Below are 17,709 nucleotides of genomic sequence, written 5' to 3' on the forward strand. Positions count from 1 at the left end.
CCGACGCGGCGGGATGGAAGGACGGACGGCGGCGAGGCGCCGTCCGCGAGGCGTGTCACTGTTCGGCGCGCAGCCAGCCGTTGCGCCGGTAGATCTCGGCGTAGGTGGCCTCGTGCTGCTTGATGAAGCCCTTGAAGGCGTCGCCGGTCAGCATCCGCGGGATCTGGGCGCCGCGCTGCTCATAGGCCTTGAACTCCGGCGCGGCGGCGGCCTTGGCAAGCAGGTCGACGTAATAGGCGAGCGCCTCGGGTGGGAGGTCCGCCGAAGCCCACACGGTGCGGGGCTGGGCGAAGCTCTTCACGTCGATGCCGGCCTCGATGCAGGTCGGGACGTCGTGCCAGGACATGCCGTCGGCAATGACGGCGGTATCGGCGAGGCGCTCGCTCTCGAAGACGCAGAGCGGCTTCTGTACGCCGGCCTTCCACTGCTCGACGCTCTCGCTCGGATTGTTGACATTGGCGGTGATGTGGCCGCCGGCGACCTGGATCGCCGCCTCGCTGCCGCTCTTGTAGGGGATATAGGTGAGGTCGACGCCGGTCGAATGCTCGATGAGCGTCATCAGCGTCTCGTCGGCTTCCTTCGCCTTCGCGCCGCCGAGCTTGATCTGGCCGGGAGTTTCCTTCGCCTTGGCGATGAAGCCCTTCACGTCCTCGATGCCGGAGGCCTTCGGGTTCACCCACAGGATGAAGGGGTCGAACACCATTGCCGCGACGGGGGTGAGGTCATTCAGGCTGTAGGACAGCTTGTTGGCCAGCGGCAGCACATAGGCGTCCTGGGTGCCGAAATACAGCTTGTACGGATCGCCCTTGTTCGACTTCGCGTAGATGAAGGTCTCGGCGCCGCTGCCGCCGGCCTTGTTGCTGACGATGATCGGCGTCGTCAGCAATTCGTTCTTGCTCAGGGCCGATTGCACCACGCGGGCGAAGGTGTCGGTGCCGCCGCCGGGGCCGGCCGCCGCCACGAATTCCACCGGGCGGTTCGGCTTCCACTCCGCGAAGGCGATGCCCGGCGCCGTGACGCCGAGGCAGAGAGCAAGCGCAACAAGGGTATGCTTCGGCATCGTTTCTCTCCCATTGGGTTTTTTGAGCGGACCATTGAGGTTCCGCGATTATTGAGGTGACGTTATCGCATCAATCATTTCAAATCAATAATTACAGATTACGTTTTTGCGCATGGCGTCTGGAACGCGCGTCCGAGGGCGTGCGACAGAGGACGAAGCGAGGGAGAGGGCGCTATTCGGCGGCCTGAGAATCAGGCTCGCTCAGCGATTCGTGGACCATCGCCGCCTTGTGGCGCAGATGCTCCTTGAGAATGGCACCGAGCCGGGCGCCGTCGCGTGCCCTGAGGGCGGCCATCATCTTTTCATGGTCCTCGACCGCCTCGCGCCAGCGTTCCATCGATTTCTGGGCGATGAAGCGGACGGCGTGGATGCGCACCATCAGCGTCTGGTAGAGCAGGGTAAGGGCGGTGTTGCCGGCGATCTCGAAGAAGCGTTCGTGGATCTGGCGGTTGAGCCGCAAATAGCCGGCCGGGTCGCCGGCACGATAGAAGGCCAGCATCTCGTCATGCAGCGCCTGCACGCCGGCGACGTCGGCGTCGGAGGCGCGGGCGCAGGCCGTCTCGCCGGCGAGCGCTTCCATCGCGCCCATGATCGGGAAGAGGTCGTCGACCTCGCCGGGGCTGATGCGGGCGACGCTGGCGCCGCGATTGGGCGAGAGAATCACCAGCCCCTCGCTGGCGAGCACCTTGAGCGCCTCGCGCAGCGGAGTGCGCGAGACGCCGAAGCGCTGGCACAGCGCCTGCTCGTTGACTTTGTCGCCGGCCTTGAGATCGCCGCGCACCATCATGTCGCGCAGTTGCGCGGCCAGCTCGTCGTGCAGGCTGCGGCGCGGGATGATCGCGGTTTCGGACGGCGCCATGATGCGACGATCTTCTCTCGGTGGCTTACGCGGATGATCGGGTGATCGGCGATTCCACCCTAAATTGCCCCGGCCAGCGAAATTCGCAAGCTGCCCGGGGCGATGCGGTTCATGCGGCCGCCTGCAACGGCTTCACCGCGCAATCGGTCAGGTAGTCCATGGCCGCCTGCACGCCGCCCTTCCGGTGCGGCACGCCGGCCACCGAGAGCCCCATCTCCACCCCCGACAACGCGCCGAGAATGGTGAGGTCGTTGGTGTCGCCGAGATGGCCGATGCGGAACACCCGGCCGGTGAGCTTGGTCAGGCCGGTGCCGAGCGACATGTCGAAATGGTCGAGCGTCTTCTCGCGGAAGACGTCGGCGTCGTGGCCGTCCGGCATCAGCACCGCGGTGAGCGAGGAGGAATAGTATTTCGGGTCGCGGCACAGCACCTCCAGCCCCCAGGCGCGCACGGCGCGGCGCGTGGCCTCGGCATGGCGGTCATGGCGGGCGAAGACGTTGTCGAGCCCTTCCTCGTGCAGCATGTCGATGGCCTCGGCGAGGCCGTAGAGCAGGTTGGTGCCGGGGGTATAGGGGAAGAAGCCCTTGGCGTTGTGGGGCAGCATCTCCTCCCACGACCAGAACAGCTTCGGCATGGTGGAGGCCTTCGCCACCGCCAGCGCCTTGTCGGAAATGGCGTTGAAGGAGAGGCCCGGCGGCAGCATCAGCCCCTTCTGCGAGCCGGCGACGGTGATGTCGACGCCCCATTCGTCGTGGCGATAGTCGATGGAGGCCAGCGAGGAGATGGTGTCCACCATCAAGAGCGCCGGATGGCCGGCGGCGTCGATCGCCCGGCGCACCTCGTCGATGCGGGAGATGCAGCCGGTCGAGGTCTCGTTGTGGACGACGCAGACCGCCTTGAAGGCGTGGTCCTTGTCCTCGCGCAGCCGCGCCTCGATGGCGGCGGCGTCGGCGCCGATGCGCCAGTCGGAGGCGATGAACTCCGGCTGCAGGCCGAGCTTCAGCGCCATGTTCCTCCACAGCGTGGCGAAATGGCCGGTCTCGAACATCAGCACCTTGTCGCCGGGCGAGAGCACGTTGGCGAGCGCGGCTTCCCAGGCGCCGGTGCCGGAGGCGGGGTAGATGATCACCGGGTTCGCGGTCTTGAAGATCGACTTCACGCCTTCCAGCACGCGCTTGCCGAGCTTCTGGAACTCCGGGCCGCGATGATCGATGGTCGGCATGTCCATGGCCCGCAGGATACGGTCCGGCACCGGGGTCGGGCCCGGAATCTGAAGGAAATGGCGACCCGCGACTCGGGCGGCATTGCTGGACATCGGCATGTTCTCCCCTTGGCTGCGCAGCGGTCCACCGCGCCTTCGCCCATCTTCCCGATCCGGCGGGAACGAGCTTCCCGTTCCGTGACCTCTTGCACAAATGAATTATGAATGCAGAATGCAGTCAAGCCCGCCAGCGTCATTCGCGACGTGAAGAGCGCGGCAAACGGGAGCGAAGCACCATGGCGGCACGGCTGGCACCGGGGCTGGAACGGCGCCTGAAGGCGGAATTGTCGGGGGATGTGTGGTTCGACCGCTTCAATCGCGGGCGCTACGCCACGGACGCCTCGTTCTACCAGATCATGCCGCTGGGCGTGGTCGTGCCGCGCACGGTGGAAGAGGCCGAGCGCGCCATCGCCCTCGCCCGTGCCGAAGGCGTGCCGGTCACCGCACGCGGCGGCGGTACCTCGCAATGCGGCCAGACCATCAACGAGACGCTGATCGTCGACGGCTCGAAGCATCTCAACCGCATCGTCGAGCTGGACGTGGAGGGCCGGCGCTGCGTCGTCGAGCCGGGCATCGTCCTCGACGACCTCAACCGTGCCCTGAAGCCGCATGGCTTGTGGTTTCCGGTCGACGTGTCGACGGCGTCCCGCGCCACCATCGGCGGCATGGCCGGCAATAACAGCTGCGGCGGGCGTTCCCTGCGCTATGGCACCATGCGCGACAACGTCCTTTCCCTCGACGCGGTGCTGGCCGATGGCAGCCCGGCGCATTTCGGTGAGGTGGGGGCGGATCTTGCCGGCCTGCCGGCACCGCTTGCGCCGCTGGCGCACGATCTGCTCGCGCTCGGCGTGCGGGAGGCCGACGAGATCGCCGTGCGTTTTCCCAGGGTGCAGCGCCGTGTCGGCGGCTACAATCTCGATGCGCTGGTGCCGCATGGCGACGGGCTGAACCTCGCCCATATCCTCGTCGGCTCGGAAGGCACGCTGGCCTATTCCACCCGCATCGAGCTGAAGCTCTGGCCGGTGATCGGCAGGAAGGTCATCGGCGCCTGCCATTTCGGCAGCTTCTACGAGGCGATGAACGCCGCCCAGCACCTGGTGAAGCTGAAGCCGATCGCGGTGGAACTGGTCGATGCGACCCTGCTCGCGCGGGCGAGCGAGATCCCGATGTTCCAGGCAACGCTGAAGCAGTTCGTGCGCGGCATGCCGGACGCGATCCTGCTCGTCGAGTTCGCCGAGGACGAGGCGGAGAACGAGCGGCGGCTGAAGCTTCTCGCCGACACCATGGGCGATCTCGGCTTCGGCTGGGACCGCGACGGGGCGAGGTGGGGCGGCGTGGTGCCGGTGCGCGAGGCGGGCCTTCAGGCGGCGATCGCCGATGTGCGCACTTCCGGCCTCAACATCATGATGTCGATGAAGGAGGCGGGAAAGCCGGTCTCCTTCGTCGAGGATTGCGCGGTGCCGCTCGAGCATCTCGCCGACTACACGGCGCAGCTGACGGAGGTGTTCGCGAAGAACGGCACCCGCGGCACCTGGTATGCCCATGCCTCCGAGGGGTGCCTGCATGTGCGCCCGGTGCTGAACCTGCGCCAGGAGAAGGACGTCAAGGCGATGCGTGCCATCGCCGAGGAAGCCTTCGCCATGGTGCGCGCCTACAAGGGTTCGCATTCGGGCGAGCACGGCGACGGCATCGTGCGCTCGGAATTCCACGCGGCGATGTTCGGCGCGCGGCTGGTGCGCGCCTTCGAGGAGGTGAAGGACCGCTTCGACCCGAAGGGGCTCTACAATCCCGGCAAGATCGTGCGTGCGCCGAAATTCGACGACCGCTCCCTGTTCCGCTACGCGCCGGACTACAAGGTGGAGCCGCTACGCGCGGCGCTCGACTGGGCCGGCTATTCCGGCGAGGGCGGCGGCCTGCAGGGCGCTATCGAGATGTGCAACAACAATGGCGCCTGCCGCAAGGCGGCGGGCGGCGTGATGTGCCCGAGCTACCGCGTCACCCGCGACGAGCGCGACGTGACGCGCGGGCGCGCCAACACGCTACGCCTCGCCATTTCCGGCCGGCTCGGCCCCGACGCACTCGCCTCCGACGAGATGATGGAGACGCTGAAGCTCTGCGTCTCCTGCAAGGGCTGCCGGCGCGAATGCCCGACCGGCGTCGACATGGCGAAGATGAAGATCGAGGCGCTGGCCGCGCGGGCCAAGGCGAGGGGCATCAGCCTGCATCAGCGGCTCGTCGCCTATCTGCCGCGCTATGCCGGCCTCGCCGCCCGCGTGCCATGGCTGCTGAATCTGCGCGACCGGCTGCCATTGGCGGCGCGGTTTTCCGAAAAGCTGGCGCAGTTCAGCGCGAGGCGCAGCCTGCCGCGGTGGCGCTCGGACGGATTCCGCGAGGGGGCGCCCGCCGTCGGGCCGGAACATGGGCACGAGGTGGTGCTGTTCGCCGATACCTTCAATCGCTGGTTCGAGAGCGAGAACCTCCACGCCGCGCTCACCGTGCTTACCGCCGCCGGCTATCGCGTGCACCTGCCGCGCCCGGTCGACGGCAAGGCGCGGCCATTGTGCTGCGGGCGCACCTTCCTCTCCGCCGGCCTCGTCGAGGAGGCGCGGGCGGAGGCGAGGCGGGTGATCGATACCTGCGCGCCCTTCGTGGAGCGCGGCGTGCCGGTGGTGGGGCTGGAGCCGAGCTGCCTGCTCGCCTTCCGCGACGAATTTCCATCGATGTTGCCGGGCGAGGCGACGCAGCGACTCGCCGCTCACGCGCTGCTGATCGAGGAGTTCATCGCCCGCGAGATCGATGCCGGCCGCTTCCGGCTGCCGCTGGCGCCGATCGCGCCCAGGGCGCTGCTGCATGGCCATTGCCACCAGAAGTCTTTCGGCGCCATGGGCGCGGTGGAGAAGACGCTGCGCCTGGTGCCGGGGCTCGCGGTGGAGGTGGTGGAATCGAGCTGCTGCGGCATGGCGGGCGCTTTCGGCTATCACGCCGACACCATCGACACCTCGCTCGCCATGGCGGAGCTCTCGCTGCTGCCGGCGGTGCGGAAGGCCGGCGCCGACACCCTCGTCGTCGCGGACGGCACCTCCTGCCGCCACCAGATCCATGACGGTGCCGGGCGCAACGCCGTCCATGTCGTCCAGATCCTGGCGCGCAGCCTGGCGGCGGCACGGACGGGGGAGGGGCGCCAGCAGGTGGCGGCGGAATAGGGGCGGAGCAGGAAGGTCGCGGCGCGCGCCGTCAAAACGTGCTTGCGTCCTAATCGATGATTTGCATTATGAATGCATAACTCAAAAATTCGAGGAAACGCGGGGAACGAACCGACGCCAATCGGTCTCCCGTACAAGAGAGGAAACGTCGCATGCTGAAGAGCTTCGTCTCGAAACGCGCCGCGGTGCTGGCCGCCTGCGTGACAGGCTGTCTTGGCGGCCTCGCCTTGTCGTCGGCGCAGGCTGCCTGGCAGCCGACCAAGCCGGTCGAGATCATCGTGCCGGCCGGCGCCGGCGGCGCCTCCGACCAGATGGCGCGCATGATGCAGGCCGCCATCCAGAACAACAAACTCTCGCCCACCCCGATCATCGTCACGCTGAAGGGCGGCGCCAATGGCGGCGAGGGGCTGATGGACATGCTGGCGAGCGCCGGCGACCCCTACAAGATGGTGATCTCCAATTCGGCCATCTACACCCTGCCGCTGGCCAACAAGCTGCCCTTCGACTGGCGCAAGCTCACCCCGGTCAGCATCCTCGCCTTCGACAATTTCGTGCTGTGGGTGAATGCAGGCGCGCCCTACAAGACCGCGCCGGAATTCATCGAGGCGATGAAGAAGGAACCGGCCGGCGCCTTCAAGCTCGGCGGCACCGGGTCGAAGCGCGAGGACCACATCCTCGCAGCCGCCGTCGAGCGCATCGCCGGCGTCAAGTTCAGCTACATCCCCTACAAGTCCGGCGGCGAGGCGGCGACCCAGCTGGTCGGCGACCACATCCGCGCCAACGTCAACAACCCCTCAGAGAACGTCGCGGTATGGCGCGCCGGGCAGGTGCGGGCGCTGTGCGTCTTCGACACCGAGCCGATGAACTATCCGGTCAAGGTAACCGCCGACCAGTCCTGGAAGGACATCCCGACCTGCAAGTCGCAGGGCATCGACTTCCAGTGGATCATGCTGCGCGGCGTCTTCCTGCCCGCGGGCGTCACCCCGGATCAGGTCGCCTTCTATCAGGAGCTGCTGGGCAAGTTGGTCGAGACGCCCGAGTTCAAGGACTACCTCGAGAAGCAGGCGCTGAAGCCCTCCGATCTCAAGGGGCAGGAGATGGTGAAGTTCCTCGAGAAGGACGAGGCGCTCTACCGCGACCTGATGACCCAGTCCGGCTTCGTCGCCACCAACTGACGCGATCGTCCGCGTGCCGGCGTGGCTGCGCGCCGGCACGTCCCCTCAGGACCTCTTCTGGAGAATTCCGATGTCGGATGGACCGCACGTGGATGTCGACCCCGCGCTGGTTTCGACGCGCAGCGTCGAGCTCGCGGTGATGGCGCTGCTTCTCTGCCTGGCGATCTTCCTCGGCTGGGACAATTGGCGCATCGGCGCCGGCTGGGCGCCCGACGGGCCGCAGGCCGGCTACTTCCCCTTCTACCTCTCGGTGCTGCTCGGCGGTGCCGCCCTCTGGGGCATCTTCAGCGCGCTGCGCAGCGAGGAACTGCGCGAGGAGATCTTCGTCGGCCGCTCCGCCTTCGGGCGGGTGCTGCGGGTGTTCCTGCCCACCGTCGCCTTCGTGCTGCTGGTGCAGCTCATCGGCCTCTATGTCGCGAGCTTCGTCTTCATCGCGGCGTTCATGGTGTTCGTCGGCAAGCTGAAGCTCTGGAAGTCGCTGCTCACCGGCTTCGTGTTCTCGGCGCTGATGTTCTACGTCTTCGACGTCCAGTTCAACGTGCTCATGCCCAAGGGTCCGCTCGAAGCGGCCTTCGGCTTCTGACGGGAGGACGTCATGGAAGCTCTCGACTCCCTCATCCACGGCTTCGGCGTCCTGCTGACCTTCCACAACATGCTGCTGATGCTGGTCGGCATCTGCCTCGGCATCCTGGTCGGCGTGCTGCCCGGCCTCGGCGGGCCCAACGGCGTCGCCATCCTGCTGCCGCTCACCTTCACCATGGACCCGACCTCGGCCATCGTGCTGCTGTCGTGCATCTATTGGGGGGCGCTGTTCGGCGGGGCGATCACCTCGATCCTGTTCAACATTCCCGGCGAGGCCTGGTCGGTCGCCACCACGTTCGACGGCTATCCGATGGCGCAGAAGGGGCAGGCCGCCGAGGCGCTCACCGCCGCCTTCACCGCCTCCTTCTTCGGCTCGATCGCGGCGGTGATGCTCATCACCTTCCTGGCGCCGTGGATCGCCGGCTTCGCCATCCAGTTCGGGCCACCGGAGTTCTTCGCGGTCTATTTCCTCACCTTCTGTTCCTTCGTCGGTCTCGGCAAGGAATCGCGCCACAAGATCGTCATCTCGCTCGCGCTCGGTTTCCTGCTCGCCGCGGTGGGCATGGACACGGTCTCGGGCGAACTGCGCATGACCTTCGGCTCGGTGGAGATGCTGCGCGGCTTCGACTTCCTGGTGGCGGTGATCGGCCTGTTCGGCATCTCCGAGATCCTGCTCGCCATGGAGGAGCATCTCGCCTTCAAGGGGCAGGAAGCGAAGATCCGCCTCTCCGTGGTGTGGCGCACCTGGCTGACGCTGCCGCGCTACTGGCTGACGCTGCTGCGCTCCTCCGCCATCGGCTGCTGGCTGGGGGTGACGCCGGGCGGGGCGATCGCCGCCTCCTTCATGGGCTACAACCTCGCCAAGCGCTTCTCGCGTGACGGGGCGAATTTCGGCAAGGGCAAGATCGAGGGCGTGCTGGCGCCGGAGACCGCCGCCCATGCCGCCGGCACGGCGGCGCTGCTGCCGATGCTGGCGCTGGGCATTCCGGGCTCGGGCACCGCGGCGGTGCTGCTCGGCGGCCTGATGGTGTGGGGCCTGCAGCCGGGGCCGCTGCTCTTCGTCGAGCAGAAGGACTTCGTGTGGGGCCTCATCGCCTCGATGTATCTCGGCAACATCGCCGGGCTGATCATCGTGCTCGCCACCGTGCCGCTGTTCGCCTCGGTGCTGCGCGTGCCCTTCGCGACCATCGCGCCGATGATCATCGTCTCCTGCGCCATCGGTGCCTTCGCGGTGCAGAACGCGATGTTCGATATCTGGCTGATGCTCGGCTTCGGCGTGGTCGGCTACCTGTTCAAGAAGACCGGCATCCCGCTCGCGCCGATGACGCTCGCCCTCGTGCTCGGCGACAAGGCGGAGGATGCCTTCCGCCAGTCGATGATCGGGCTCGACGGCGGGCTGGGCATCTTCTGGTCGAACAAGCTGGTGGGCACCATCACCACCGTGGCCCTGATCATGCTGTTCTGGCCGTTGATCGGAAAGCTCATCGACACGATCCGTGGCGGGGGGCGCAACGTGCCCGCGGGTACGACCGGCAGCGAGAGCTTTCGCGCATGACCGGCGGCCTGAGGTCCCGAGCGCACGGCTCGGGACCCGTTCAGGGCCGTGCGACGGGGGTGTCCTGATCTTCCAGCATCGCTGATATCTGCTTCGCAGCGGTCTGGATCGCCCGTGCAAAGGCTTCCGCCTTCGACTGATCCTTGCGCACGCTCGCGGCCAGCACGAGGCTGATGCTGGCGATCACCTGGTCGCCGCGCAGGATCGGCGCCGCGATGCCCATTCGGCCCGGCCCGATCTCCGCCTCGGTCATCGAATAGCCGGCCTTGCGGACGGCGCGCAGCTGCTCCTTGAACTGCACCCAGGATTCCAGGCCCGAGGCGCGCAGCGTCTCCTCGTTGCGCAGATAGAGCCCGCGTAGCATCCGGTCGGGCATGAAGGCGAGAATCACCTTGGCGGGAGCGCCGAGGAACAGCGACATGGCTGCGCCGCGCTCATAGCTCGCAGGCAGGTGCGGCGCCCGCCCCTCGACCATATGGACGCTCATCACGCAGTCCTTGAAGCGGCGGCACAGGATGACGGCCGCCTCCTGGCTCGTCTCGTCCAGCAGGCGCGCCATTTCCGGCGAGGCGATGCGGATCAGCGGGTCGTTCTGCCGGATCACCCTGTCGAACCGAATGAAGGCCGGCCCCAGCACGTAGCCCGCCCCGGATACCGGATCGAGAAAGCCGCTCTGCGTGAGTTCGCGCACATGGCGATAGGCGGTCCGCACCGACAGGTCGAGCGCGCGGGCGAGGTCCTCGACGGTCCAGACCGCGGCGCCGGTATCGAACAATTGCAGAATCGAGAGGATGTCGCTTTGCCGGCTCATAGGAAAATCCAGAAGGGGAGACCGTCTCTGATTACAAAACATGCAGGTTTTTTGCAAAATGACTAAATTGACGTATTTTGGCAAAATTGCTTGAAATGGCCCTTTGTTGCCGCCACACTCCAGCTGTCGTCCAACGAGGCGGCATCCAGAGGCGGCTCCTTCGGCTGCCGACCAGAGGGAAAAGCAATGAACGCATTCATGCGAGCCGCCGGCGGCGTGCTGGCGTCGGCCCTGATCTTCATGGCGCCTGCCGCTCAGGCCCAGCCGAAGACGGAAGTGCGCGTGGCGATGCTGGCGCCGAGCTCCCTGCTCTGGCTGCATGCCATTGCCAAGGACCAGGGCTTCTATGCCGAACGCGGGATCGAGGTGAAGGAGCTGGTGGCGGCCGGCAGCCCGGCGCTGCTTCAGGCGGTGTCCACCGGCAGCGTCGAGGCCGGCGTCTCGGTGGCGGACCTCGCCATTCGCGCCATCGACCAGGGCGCCCCCATCGTTATTTCCGGCGCCATCCTCAGCAAGTCGATCCTGCGCCTCGTCGGCGGCAAGGACGTCACCAGCATCCCGCAGATGAACGGCAAGCCGGTCACCGCCGGCGGCGTCAAGGGCGGCACGGCCAATCTGCTGCGCTATCTCGTGAAGCAGGGCGGCGGCGATGAGCCGTCGCTGCAGATGGTCGCCATGGCCAATTCCAAGGACCGCGTCGTGGCGCTGAAGAACGGGCAGGTGTCCGGCTCGCTGCTGATCGCGCCGTTCGATACCATCGCCCAGCGCGACGGCATGAAGGTGCTCGACGATTATACCGAGCCCTATCTCCAGACGCCGCTGATCCTCAACAAGGACTGGGCCGCCAAGAACCCCGAGGTCGCGGCCGGCCTCACCCAGGCGACCCGCAAGGCTTCCGACTGGATCTACGATCCCGCCAACAAGGAAAAGGCGATCGACATCCTTGCCGCCTACACCAAGGTCGATCGCGACATCTGCGCGGATTCCTACGCCTTCATCGTCGAGCAGCAGAAGGCGATCGGTGCCGGACTGGAGGTTTCGGCCGACAGCCTGAAGAACCTCATCGTCATCGCCAAGGCGGTGGGCGCCGACCCCGACTCGACCAAGGAATTCGAGCTGTCGCGCTATTTCGACCCGAGCTTCCTCGCGGCGAAGTGAGCCTGCGCTCCCCGATGCCTGCGCTCCACGACGACGGCCGGAGCTCCGCTGCGCGGGGTTCCGGCGCCTCGTCCCACCCGTGCCGGGATAAAAGCAATGTCAGCCGAACGTATTCCCGCCAGCCTGCTGACGGGCTTCCTCGGCAGCGGAAAGACCACGCTGCTCAATAGCTGGCTTTCCAGCCCGCTGCTCTCCGATGCCGCTGTCATCATCAATGAATTCGGCGAGGTCGGCATCGACCATGCCCTCATCGCCGCGAGCACCGACAACACCATAGAGCTCAGCACCGGCTGCCTGTGCTGCACGGTGCGCGGCGATCTCGTCGACACGCTGCGCGAGCTCAACGAGAAGCGCGAGCGCGGAGAAGTGCGCGCCTTCAGCCGGGTGATCATCGAAACCACCGGCCTTGCCGACCCGGCGCCGGTCATCCAGGCGCTGATGACCTTCCCCGTGGCGCGCCGATTCGTGCTCGACCGGGTGATCGCCGTCATCGACGGCGTACAGGGCGTCTCGACGCTTGACCGGCATGCCGAGGCGGTCAAGCAGGTCGCGGTGGCGGACGACGTCATCGTCACCAAGTCCGATATCGCGCCCCCGCCGGAAGCCCTGGTGGCGCACCTGCGGCAGCTCAATCCCGGTGCCCGGCTGGTTCACGCCGGCCTCGGCCGCGCGCCGGCGCCGGCCCTCATCGGCCGTCCCGGCATCTATGATCCCGCCACCAAATCCGCTGACGTGATCGGCTGGCTCAATGCCGAGGCCTATGACGCGGGCCACGACGACCCCGATGGTCGTCACCGGCACGAGGGGCATGAGCAGCGGGGGCACGGGCAGCGGGGGCACGGGCATCACCACCATGATCGCAACCGGCACAATGCCGAGATCGGCTCGTTCTGCCTGAGCTTCGATGAGCCGCTGCACTGGGAGCACGTCGCGCATTGGCTCGATGCGCTCGTCATCGCCAATGGCGAAGACCTGCTGCGCGTGAAGGGCATCGTCGATGTCGTCGGCCGCGACCGTCCCATCGTCGTGCAGGCGGTGCAGAAGCTGTTTCATCCGCCCTTCGAATTGCCGGCCTGGCCGGAAGGCGGGCGGCGCTCGCGCGTCGTCTTCATCACCCGCGGCCTCTCGCGCGACTACGTCGCCGAGGTTCTGGCCACGATGCGAACCCGCCTTGTCGAACCCGAGCCCGCGCGCGCCGCCGGCTGATCTCCCTCGCTTCACCGAAGACAACGAACCGACATCGAAAAGGGCTGGCCCATGGACTGCGTCATTACCAACGGCCTCGTCATGACACCTGGCGGACGGCTCAACGGCTCCGTCGGCATCAAGGACGGCCTGATCGCCGGCATCTATGAGCCCGGCACCGAGCCGGCGGCGGCGCGGACCATCGACGCCACCGGGCTCGCGGTCCTGCCCGGCGTGATCGACATGCATTCGCATCACCGACAGGGCTCGCAGCCCGGCTTCGAGTACAAGGACACGATTCTCACCTCCACGCGCCAATGTGCGGCCGGGGGCGTGACTACCTCGGTCGCCATGCCCAACGTCACTCCGCCGCCGAACACGCTCGACCTCCTGAGGAAGCAGTTCGCCGTCTACGCGAGCGACGCGGTGGTGGACTGGAACTTCAATCCGGCGCCCACGATCCTGGATGAAGTGCCGGCCATGGCGAAGGAAGGCATTGCGGCGTTCAAGTTCTTCATGGTCGTGGACACCGGCCGCGACTACCCGCACATGCCCGGCATCGGCGTCCACGACCATGGCAGGATCCTCGAGATCATGAAGGCCTGCGCCGCCGTCAACGTGCCGCTGATGGTGCACCCGCACGATCAGGCGCTGATGGATGTGATCGAGCAGGAGTTCTGGGCGCGCGGCGAGCGCGACGCCCTCGCCTATGCCAGGGCCTATGCCGCCCATGACGGCGTGATCTGGGAAACCGCCATCGCCACGCTCCTGCGCCTGCAGAAGGCGGCCGGGTGCCATCTCCACATCCTGCACACCCAGACCGCCGGCAGCGTCGACCTCATCCGCAAGGCCAAGGCGGCCGGCCAGAAGGTGACGTGCGAGATCAACCCCTGGGCGCTGTTCCTCGGCTGCGACTGGTCGTCGATCCAGCGCCTCGGCTCCTATGCCCTGTCCTACTGGGTGCCGGAGAAGAACGTGCCGGGCCTCTGGGAAGGGCTGAACGATGGCACCATCGACATCGTCGCCACCGACCATGCCCCGCATCTGCGCGAGGAGAAGGAGATCGGCTGGACCGACGGTTGGAAGGCCCATACCGGCACGCCCTCGACGCAGTTCTATCTCTCGATGTTCCTCACCGCCGCGCGTGAGGGAAAGATATCGCTCGACCGCGTCGTCGACGCCTGCTCCGCCGCGCCCGCCCGTCTGTTCGGACTGGAGAAGAAGGGCGCGATCCTGCCCGGCAACCACGCCGACCTCGTGCTGGTCGATCTTGAGCGGGAATACGAGATCCGCGACGAGGACGTGCTCAGCCTCACCGGCTGGAGCCCCTATGCCGGCCGCAAGGTGACCGGCAAGCCGGTGCGCACGCTCGTTCGCGGACAAACCGTCTATGTCGACGGCGAGGTGGTCGGCGAGAAGGGCTATGGCCGCCAGGCGACCGCCAGGCACGCCGGGTGATCGCCATGTCCCACCCCGCGTCTTCCTCGCCGCACATCGCCGAAACGCTCGGCGCATGGGCCGCCGAACTGCGCTTTGCCGATGTGCCCGAGGCGGCGCGGCGATCGGCGCGCAACGCGATGATCGACGTGGTCGGCGTTGCCTATGCCGGCTCGTCCCTGCCCTTCGCCCGCACGGTGCGGATGCAGGCTCTGGCCGAGGCCAGGGCGGGGAGGGCGACGCTGATCGGAACCGGCGATGCCGCGCTGGTCGCCCCCGCGGCGGCACGGGCGAACGCCGTCGCCGCGCATGTGCTGGACTTCGACGCGAACTTCAATATCGGCATGGTCTTCGCCCCCGCGGTGCTGTTTCCCGCTCTCCTGGCCGTCGGCGAGGAGACGGGCGCCAACGGCGCGGACATGCTCGCCGCCTTCGCGGCCGGCACGGAAATCGTGCGGACCCTCGCCGAGTGCCTCTCCGAGCAGCCCTACCGCAAGGACCGCGACAGCCTGTTCTACAAGGGCTGGTTCAACAGCGCCGTGCTCGGCCCGATCGGCGCGGCGGCGGCGGTTTCACGCTTGCTCGGCCTCGACGCCCGCCGCGCCGCGCACGCCATCGCCATCGCCACGGTGCAGGCCGGCGGCCTGCGGATCGCGGTCGGTTCCGACATGAAGCCCTATCTGTGTGCGCGCGCCAGCGAAGCGGGCCTGCGGGCCGCGCTGCTGGCGCGGGACGGCGCGCAGGCGCCCCTCGACGTTTTCGAGGGTCCTCGCGGTTTCATCCAGGTCATCAATGCCGGCGCCTGGACGGCACCGGCCTTTGCCGGCCTCGGCGCCTTCCATGAGCCGGGAACCTCCTACAAGCTTTATCCGGCATGCTCCTCCGTGCAGGCGGCCGCCGAAGCGCTGGAGTTGCTGCTGGAGCGCGACAATATCGAGCCGGCCGAGATTGAGTCGGTGCGCTGCGACGTCACCCGCCACATTGCGAGCAACCTCGCCTTCCCCGATCCGGCGAACGTGACACAGGCGCAGTTCTCCATGCCCTTCGCGCTCGCCTGCCTGCTCGCCCGAGGCCGCTTTACCGCCGACCTGCTGACCCAGGCGACGATCGAAGCCGCCGATATCCGGGCCGCCATGGCGCGGGTGGAAATGCACCCGGCCGACCTGTTCGACAGTGAGGAGGCCGCGCGCAACGGCACCGAAGCGACGCGCGTCACCGTGACCACCCGCGACGGCCGCTCAGCCTCCCACTTCCAGCCGGCCGCGACCGGCAAGCCGGTCCATCCCATGCCGGAGGCGCTGCTGGAGCGCAAATTCCTGCGCAACGTGACGCCCTTCATGCCACCGGAAGCCGGCGCGGCCCTGCTGGGCAGGCTGCGCGGCATCGATGCGATCGGCGATGTGCGCAGGCTTCTCGTCGCCCGGGACCCGGCCCCCGCTCCTGCCCGCGACGTGGCGTGAAACACATGACGGAACTTCACATTCTTCCACCCGCGAGGCCAGCATGACCCCCCGTCCCGCCAAGGTGGCAGTCCTCGGCGCCGGCGCCATGGGGCTCGCCACCTGTGCGCTGCTGGCCTCGCGCGGCTACAGGCCGATCCTGTGGTCGCCCTCCGGGACAAGCACGGCAGGCATGGGTGCACATGCCGCGATCACCGCGACCGGCGCGCTCGAGGGCACCTGGGAGATCGCGGTCGCCGGCAGCGTCGCGCAAGCGCTCGATGGCGTCGATGCGGTCCTCCTCGCCGTCGATGCCGGCGGGCATGCGGCGGTGATGGAGGCGGCGGCACCCTTCCTGCAGCCGGGCGTGCCCTTCATCATCGGCGCGGCGCATTCCATGAGCGCGGTCCGTCTGTCGGCTCTCGCGGCCGCGCGGGGCATCGTCCTGCCCGTCGTCTCCTGGAACACCACGGTCGGCACCGCCCACAAGACAGGTCCGGCAACGGTCGATATCCGCACCCTGCGCCCGCGCATCGAAGCGGCGGTAATGCCGACGCGCTTCACGCCGACGGCCGTCGAGGCATGCCAGATGCTGACCGGGGCGAGGATCGAGACGCGCGCCGACGCGCTCGCCATCGCATTGCTGTCAAACTCGAACCCGGTTTTTCATGTTCCGGTATGCCTGCTCAACGTCGCGCGGATCGAGCATGGCGAGGCCTGGGCGCCCTATGGACAGACGACCGGCTCGGTCGGCCGCCTCATGGAGGCGCTGGATGCCGAGCGCATCGCCATCGGCTTGGCGTATGGCGTGACGATCCACAGCGTGAACGAGCATTTCCACCGTTCATTCCGCACGCCGCTCGGTTCCATGGCGCAGATGAACGCGACGCTGCACGCCGCCGGCCGCGGACCCAGAGGGCCGCGCAGCACGGCGCATCGCTATCTGAGCCAGGACATTCCCTACGGATTGGTGTTCGCGTCCGAGGTGGGCCGTCTCGCCGGCATCGGCACGCCGGTCCACGATGCCACCATCACGCTCGCCTCTGCCGCTATCGGCCGCGATTTCCGCGCCGACAACAACCTGCTCGTCCATCTGCGGTTCGATGGCCTTTCAGTTGCAGATATCCTGCGGCGGGCTGCCGAAGGCTTTTTCGAACCGTGCGCCGACGCAACCGGGAGACATCCATGACCGTCTGGCAGAAGACCCACGCCTTTCTCGAAAGCGAAACGCGGGTCGCCACATTCTTCCGGGTCGCCTTGTCCATCGCGTTCGTGCTGGCGGTGTGGGAGGTGTTGACCGCCACCGTCGTCACCAACCGCCTGCTGCTGGTGCCGCCGGCCGAGGTGTTCGCGGCATTGATGCAGGAGGTACGCTCCGGCGCGGTATGGACGAATGGCTGGGCGACGATCCTCGCCGTCGGTGTGTCCTTCCCCATTGCCGTCCTCGTCGGCGTGGCGGGCGGGCTGATACTCTCCTCGAACCGCCTGCTATCGCTGACGGCGGGACCCATGCTGACGGCGCTCTACTCCGTGCCGATCGTCGCGCTTGCCCCGCTCGTGATCGCCTGGCTCGGCCTCGGCTTCGCCTCCAAATTCGTGCTGGTGGTGCTGATCGCCGTGTTCCCGGTGCTTGTGACGACCGAGGTGGGCCTGCGTTCGACCGACCGGGGGCTGATCGACGCCGCGCGCTCGTTCAACGCCAGCAAATGGCAGATCTTCACCACCGTGACGCTGCCCTTCGCCTTGCCCTTCGTCGTCAGCGGCATCCGGGTCGCCTGGGCGCGCGCGCTGGTCGGCATCGTGGTCGCGGAATTCTTCGGTTCCTTCGCCGGCTTCGGCTTTGCCATCCTCGCCGCCGGGCAGACCTTCGACACCGCGACGCTGCTCGCCTACGTCATTCTGCTCGGCGCGATGGGTCTCGTCGGCAGCCTCGTATTCGAGGCCATCGAGCACCGCATGGCACCCTGGAGGCACGAATGAACCT

Annotated in this window: 14 protein-coding genes; 10 read left to right on the top strand and 4 right to left on the bottom strand. The window is 67.4% G+C overall.

Going from position 1 to position 17,709, the window contains the following annotated elements; translation table 11 throughout:
- Positions 1 to 55: 55 nt before the first annotated feature.
- The 3 genes from AC1RU4_RS19440 to AC1RU4_RS19450 all read right to left on the bottom strand — a co-directional run bounded on the left by AC1RU4_RS19440 (position 56) and on the right by AC1RU4_RS19450 (position 3,234).
- Entirely contained in the window at positions 56 to 1,060 is a 1,005-nt protein-coding gene (locus AC1RU4_RS19440) for a Bug family tripartite tricarboxylate transporter substrate binding protein (protein ID WP_492892777.1), read from the bottom strand.
- A gap of 172 nt (positions 1,061 to 1,232) precedes the next feature.
- The gene (locus AC1RU4_RS19445) at positions 1,233 to 1,919 is read right to left on the bottom strand and encodes a GntR family transcriptional regulator (RefSeq protein WP_492892778.1); all 687 of its coding nucleotides are present in this window, start codon (positions 1,917 to 1,919) and stop codon (positions 1,233 to 1,235) included.
- A 109-nt stretch (positions 1,920 to 2,028) separates the two neighbouring features.
- Entirely contained in the window at positions 2,029 to 3,234 is a 1,206-nt protein-coding gene (locus AC1RU4_RS19450) for a pyridoxal-phosphate-dependent aminotransferase family protein (RefSeq protein ID WP_492892779.1), read from the bottom strand.
- A gap of 182 nt (positions 3,235 to 3,416) precedes the next feature.
- Here AC1RU4_RS19450 and AC1RU4_RS19455 point away from each other — a divergent pair, with 182 nt between their 5' ends.
- From AC1RU4_RS19455 to AC1RU4_RS19470, 4 genes are all read left to right on the top strand, one after another.
- On the top strand, positions 3,417 to 6,383 hold the full coding sequence (locus AC1RU4_RS19455; protein ID WP_492892780.1) for an FAD-binding and (Fe-S)-binding domain-containing protein: 2,967 nt from the start codon (positions 3,417 to 3,419) through the stop codon (positions 6,381 to 6,383).
- A gap of 152 nt (positions 6,384 to 6,535) precedes the next feature.
- Positions 6,536 to 7,558: a Bug family tripartite tricarboxylate transporter substrate binding protein gene (locus AC1RU4_RS19460; protein ID WP_492892781.1), complete on the top strand. Its 1,023-nt coding sequence runs from the start codon at positions 6,536 to 6,538 to the stop codon at positions 7,556 to 7,558.
- Between the two features lie 70 nt (positions 7,559 to 7,628).
- Positions 7,629 to 8,141 (top strand): tripartite tricarboxylate transporter TctB family protein, encoded by a 513-nt coding sequence (locus AC1RU4_RS19465; protein ID WP_492892782.1) that lies wholly within the window; start codon positions 7,629 to 7,631, stop codon positions 8,139 to 8,141.
- Between the two features lie 12 nt (positions 8,142 to 8,153).
- Positions 8,154 to 9,695 (top strand): tripartite tricarboxylate transporter permease, encoded by a 1,542-nt coding sequence (locus AC1RU4_RS19470; RefSeq protein ID WP_492892783.1) that lies wholly within the window; start codon positions 8,154 to 8,156, stop codon positions 9,693 to 9,695.
- A gap of 40 nt (positions 9,696 to 9,735) precedes the next feature.
- On the opposite strand, the gene AC1RU4_RS19475 is transcribed toward AC1RU4_RS19470, so the two are convergent.
- Entirely contained in the window at positions 9,736 to 10,506 is a 771-nt protein-coding gene (locus tag AC1RU4_RS19475; RefSeq protein ID WP_492892784.1) for an IclR family transcriptional regulator, read from the bottom strand.
- 186 nt (positions 10,507 to 10,692) lie between these two features.
- Here AC1RU4_RS19475 and AC1RU4_RS19480 point away from each other — a divergent pair, with 186 nt between their 5' ends.
- The 6 genes from AC1RU4_RS19480 (at position 10,693) to AC1RU4_RS19505 (ending at position 17,705) form a co-directional block, all read left to right on the top strand.
- A complete protein-coding gene (locus AC1RU4_RS19480) occupies positions 10,693 to 11,664 on the top strand; it encodes an ABC transporter substrate-binding protein (RefSeq protein ID WP_492892785.1) in 972 nt (323 codons plus the stop codon).
- A gap of 96 nt (positions 11,665 to 11,760) precedes the next feature.
- Positions 11,761 to 12,870: a CobW family GTP-binding protein gene (locus tag AC1RU4_RS19485; RefSeq protein ID WP_492892786.1), complete on the top strand. Its 1,110-nt coding sequence runs from the start codon at positions 11,761 to 11,763 to the stop codon at positions 12,868 to 12,870.
- A gap of 51 nt (positions 12,871 to 12,921) precedes the next feature.
- The gene (locus AC1RU4_RS19490) at positions 12,922 to 14,307 is read left to right on the top strand and encodes a dihydroorotase (protein WP_492892787.1); all 1,386 of its coding nucleotides are present in this window, start codon (positions 12,922 to 12,924) and stop codon (positions 14,305 to 14,307) included.
- Positions 14,308 to 14,312: 5 nt separating this feature from the next.
- Entirely contained in the window at positions 14,313 to 15,746 is a 1,434-nt protein-coding gene (locus AC1RU4_RS19495) for an MmgE/PrpD family protein (RefSeq protein WP_492892788.1), read from the top strand.
- Entirely contained in the window at positions 15,673 to 16,914 is a 1,242-nt protein-coding gene (locus AC1RU4_RS19500; protein WP_492892789.1) for an NAD/NADP octopine/nopaline dehydrogenase family protein, read from the top strand. Before AC1RU4_RS19495 ends, AC1RU4_RS19500 begins: the two co-directional genes overlap by 74 nt.
- Positions 16,911 to 17,705, top strand: coding sequence for an ABC transporter permease (locus AC1RU4_RS19505; protein WP_492892790.1), 795 nt, complete (start codon positions 16,911 to 16,913; stop codon positions 17,703 to 17,705). Before AC1RU4_RS19500 ends, AC1RU4_RS19505 begins: the two co-directional genes overlap by 4 nt.
- Positions 17,706 to 17,709 lie beyond the last annotated feature (4 nt).

Source organism: Ancylobacter sp. GW821-FHT10E12 (genome assembly GCF_058809335.1).